Genomic DNA, 1,333 nt, shown 5'->3' on the forward strand with positions numbered 1-1,333 from the left:
GAGACTCTGAGTAATTGAGCGACAGCTCTCTTGGCCGGTGCATGATGGCATCGGAACAAAGACAGGAGAGTAAAATGGAACAGTGTTTTGTTGGATTGGATGTTTCGAAAGCTGAGACGTCAATTTGTTTATGCGACGAGAACGGTGATCTGGTGTTTGCTGCGAAGAAAGTCACCGATCCGGATGTTATTTTCCAAGCGCTGCGCAAACACCTTGGCTCCCTCAAATGCGTCGTCCTCGAAACTGGCCGAATGGCGAACTGGCTCTATACTGAGTTGTCGGATCGGGGTCTCCCGGTGGTGTGCATTGACGCGCGTCAGGCCCACGCTGTTCTCAGTCAGATGCACAACAAGACCGACGCCAATGATGCCGCCATGTTGGCTGAACTGGCGCGCACGGGGTTCTATCGTAAGGTTGAGGTGAAGAGCCGGCTTGCCCAGGAGCGGCGGGCATTGCTGAAAGCTCGGGAAGTGGCGTTGAAATCCCGCGTAAATGTGGAAAACACGATCCGCGGCCTTTTGGCGAGTTTCGGACTGCGTTTGCCAAAGCATCTTCAAACCTACGAAGAACGGATCCACGCGATCCTGAAAGACCGGCCGGTCTTGTCCAGTGTTATCCTGCCTTTGCTCGACTTACGGACAGCCGCCCTGCGGCAAGCGGCAACCCTGAGCAAAGAAATGGTGCGCCATGCGAAAACCGATGAGGCCTGCCAACGTTTAATGACGATCCCTGGCGTTGGCCCGGTGAGCGCTGTGACTTTTGTGGCGACCATCGACAATCCGCATCGATTTGTGAAATCCAGATCGGTCGGAGCTTATCTAGGACTGACGTCCCGACGCTACCAATCGGGGGACATCGACTATGGGGGGCGAATATCGAAACGCGGTGATCCCATGCTGCGCTCAACGCTTTATGAAGCAGCCAGCAGTTTGCTGAACCGAGTAAAACCGGGCAAAGGATCGGAATTACAGAGCTGGGCTCGGGCTCTCAAAGCCCGCACCAGTCACAAGAAGGCGGTCGTCGCTCTAGCCAGAAAACTTGCGGTCCTGATGCACGCCATCTGGACAAACGGATCAACTTTTCAAATGAAGGAGGCATAATCAGAGTAACGGGGATTAACCCAACACGAGTTGCCGTACCGACCAACACGGCAGGCTGTCGACCGAACCCGTTCGATCTACATGCGGCTCACTAACCAGACCGCGCATGAGACCTTTGGGGGTTGACGCCTTGAACGCCGAGATGAAGCGCCAGTTGGATGACTTCGGAAAGAACCTTGCAGGTGGTCGATACCAGAATAAAATCACCGAGAGCTGCTGCTCAATTAAAGAAC

General features: G+C 54.4%; 2 protein-coding genes. One reads left to right on the forward strand and one right to left on the reverse strand.

Annotated features, from left to right (window positions below):
• Positions 1-74 precede the first annotated feature (74 nt).
• Positions 75-1,100 (forward strand): IS110 family RNA-guided transposase, encoded by a 1,026-nt coding sequence (locus tag ACR0AM_RS21595; RefSeq protein WP_480624000.1) that lies wholly within the window; start codon positions 75-77, stop codon positions 1,098-1,100.
• Positions 1,101-1,115: 15 nt separating this feature from the next.
• Here ACR0AM_RS21595 and ACR0AM_RS21600 read toward each other — a convergent pair.
• Positions 1,116-1,333, reverse strand: a 218-nt coding sequence (locus ACR0AM_RS21600; protein WP_480624001.1) for a hypothetical protein, incomplete at its 5' end; no start/stop codon positions are given.

It is taken from the genome of Ruegeria sp. AD9 (genome assembly GCF_056542305.1).

Excerpts from the sequence above, each read along its gene's own strand:
- ACR0AM_RS21595 (WP_480624000.1), top strand. The coding sequence starts at position 75 with ATGGAACAGTGTTTTGTTGGATTGGATGTTTCGAAAGCTGAGACGTCA.